The sequence below is a fragment of the Bartonella sp. TT29SHDZB genome, from assembly GCF_042193395.1.
Classification (GTDB): Bacteria; Pseudomonadota; Alphaproteobacteria; order Rhizobiales; family Rhizobiaceae; genus Bartonella.
Genome location: NZ_JBHILQ010000055.1, coordinates 1 through 3,110 on the forward strand (window position 1 = coordinate 1; position 3,110 = coordinate 3,110).

Genomic DNA, 3,110 nt, shown 5'->3' on the forward strand with positions numbered 1-3,110 from the left:
AAAGCCATTTCTTATGAACAAGCCTTGCAACAAAATGGTTGGGGGCAATTACAACCGATTGCTACGGCTCTCTTACCCGTCGAGCCTTTTAAAATATTCCTGCTTCCAACACCATTAATAAACTATGTTTATGACGTTGCTGATATTCAACAATCTTCTATCGATTTTGTTGCTGTTTCTGCTTTATGTGGATTGTCTGCTGTCATTGGAAATGGCGTGCGGGTTTCTCCAAAACAACATGCCAATTGGAAAATTGTTCCTAATCTCTGGGGTGCCATTGTGGGGGAACCTTCAACTATGAAAACAGATACCATGGAAGCTGCTTTAGCACCTCTTGATGTTTTTCAAGAGGAATGGCATCAAGAATGGTTAAAGAAGAAAAAACAGCAAGAAACAAAAGATATTCTTATTGAATTAGACAAAAGAGAAAAGAAAAAACAAGCCTACAAAGCACTCAAAGATCAAGACGAGGAACAAGCCCTTGCTCTTCTTTCTCAATCTCTTGAACATAAAGAAAGTGAGGAAGATGACACGCTTAATAAACGACGTCTTATTGTCAACGATGTGACCGTCGAAAAGCTTGGGGAATTGTTAAAAGAAAACCCCCGTGGTCTCTTGTTGGTTCGTGATGAATTATCTGGTTTTTTATCCGATTTGGAACGGAAGGAATATCAATCAGACCGTTCTTTTTATCTAACAGCTTTTAATGGCAAAAAATCATACACCTATGACCGTATAGGACGTGGAACCATTTTTATTCCCAATGCAACCATTTCCATTATTGGGGGCATTCAACCTTCACGGATTATTCCCATTATTCAAGCAATGCACCATGGAACAAATAATGACGGCTTATTGCAACGGTTTCAAATGCTGGTGTGGCCCGATGAACGAAAAGAGCGGTTATGGGTTGATAGACCTCCCAATCAAAAGGCATGGGAAAGTTATCAAGGAATTTTTCGTTCTCTTTATGATAAACCATTAGGATCACCAAAACACCCTATTACCATACGCTTTTCTGCTGAAGCTCAAGAAATGTTTCGTGTATGGTGGGAAAATTTTCAAAGAACAATCAAAGGAGGTCATTTCTCATCAAGTTTACAAGCGCATCTTTTGAAAATGAATAAAACCATACCAACCCTTGCATTGATTTTTGAATTGAGTGAAGGGGGGCGTTTTGAAATCAATAGAGATGCCCTTGAGAGAGCCTTATATTGGGAAGAATATCTGATAAGTCATGCAAAACGTCTTTATGCGGCGAATGATACATTAACAGCAGAGCGTGCAAAATTAATTGTAGAGCGCTGTGATCTTTTACCCAATGTTTTTACGGCAAGAGATATCTATAGACGGTGTTGGAGATCTTTAAAAGACAATGGAGCCGTTAAGCAAGCTTTAGAGCTTTTATGTCGTTGTAACTATATTCGTGAATTTCCTATAGAGGGGAATGAATTAGGTCGGCGTCCTGATAGACGGTATGAATGGCATCCTTTGGTTAAAAACAACAGCATAAAACAATAAAGAAATCTCTTTTGAAGTCTTTAAGACAACCACGCAAAACTCTTTTTATGGCATTCTCATCAAGGAACTTTTTTCCAAAAGCAAATGATCTGAGTGACCTTATCAGAAGAGTTTTGTCAGTCTTGTCAGTTCATTCTAGCTACTATATTATTTTTTTTAAATGAGAGAAAATTAAAAACATTATATTTCAATATGTTAGAATTTTAACGATACAACCTATATCGACAATACAACCTTAAATACAATCAATAATATATATTTGTCAGTTTGTGTCTGTAAATTGAACTAACAAACTAGATTATTTTAGTGACTCATAAAATCTATCAAAATAATCATTATGATATTTTAAAAGCACATGCTTCATTTGTCTTTTTCCATAAAATAAACAGCAAATTTCACTATTTTGCTGATCTGATCTCTCTCATGGGCTGTGGATAAACAGCATTTAAAAAACTCTTTTGAAAAAATTATCGGCTTTTTTAGCATTTTTCTGCATTTTTTCTCAATTCGTTCAAAATGGATTTAATAAGCTTCGTTTTAATTCTTTTGAAGAGACTTAAACCCCTTATACGAAAACGGAGCTCTGTTGTAACAGGGCGTGAACTGGATCATTTGCACGTGAATTATGAAACTGTAAAACCTTATCCAGTAACTTTTAAAAAAGGTAATCCAAAAGTTACAGAGATCTCTAATCCAGAAAAATTCTATTACGTGACTGAAATGAAATTCGCAAAAGCAGGTAAAGAGAAAGATAAAACCACTGTTATTTATAATAACAATATCACAATAACAGATATCCCTCTTGACGCTTGTGAGTATATCGTTAATGGTAAATCCGCTCTTGAATGGGTTATGGGGCGTCAATGTGTTAAAGACTGATAAAAAGAGTGGCATTGTTAATGATGCCAATCGTTATGCTGTTGAAACCATTGGCAACCCTGCCTACCCTCTAGAGTTATTTCAGAGGGTTATTACCATAAGTTTAGAGACAATGAAAATCGTTAAGAACTTACCAAAATTAGAAATTAGAGAAACTGAATAACTTAAAAGCATGCTCACATAATGGGTATGATAAACTCATAAGGGGTATAAGGTTTTATACCTATAGGTTCTTATATCCCTTTTATAAATTGCTGACATACAATCTTTAAAAGGATAATTTATCATGCGTTATTTAAAAAGAAGAAACTTGCACTTTTAGATACTCTTATTTACATTGCCTTTAAAAGATTAAACCGTAATCTAAAATGAGTGCTTTATTGTTATCAGAAGCTTTATTTAAAGAGGGTTATGTATATTCATTTTCTTATATTACTTATAGGTTTTGAATGTTTCTACCCCCCCAAAAAAAAACTACAAAACATAGAGCATTAGTTGAATTTACAGGTTGTATTTTGATATAGGTTGTTTTTTTGAAAAATTGATAAAAAATAACATATTGAAATATAATGACTTTTATTTTTTATTGAAAAATATGTAAAGGGGGGCGTAAAAAGCACCTCCAAAACTCATAACCATAATGGTCTTGATAGCATTTATTATGATTATAATCCCTTTCTTTTGAAAGGCTTTAAAAGATCACATACTCT

General features: G+C 34.1%; 1 protein-coding gene and 1 pseudogene. Both read left to right on the forward strand.

Annotation, left to right across the window (positions count from 1 at the left end; all coding sequences use genetic code 11):
* Positions 1-1,521, forward strand: a 1,521-nt coding sequence (locus tag ACFIJJ_RS09220; RefSeq protein ID WP_375646743.1) for a YfjI family protein, incomplete at its 5' end; no start/stop codon positions are given.
* A 585-nt stretch (positions 1,522-2,106) separates the two neighbouring features.
* Positions 2,107-2,563 (forward strand): annotated as a pseudogene (locus ACFIJJ_RS09225) (type ISP restriction/modification enzyme); the annotation flags it as partial.
* Positions 2,564-3,110: the final 547 nt, after the last annotated feature.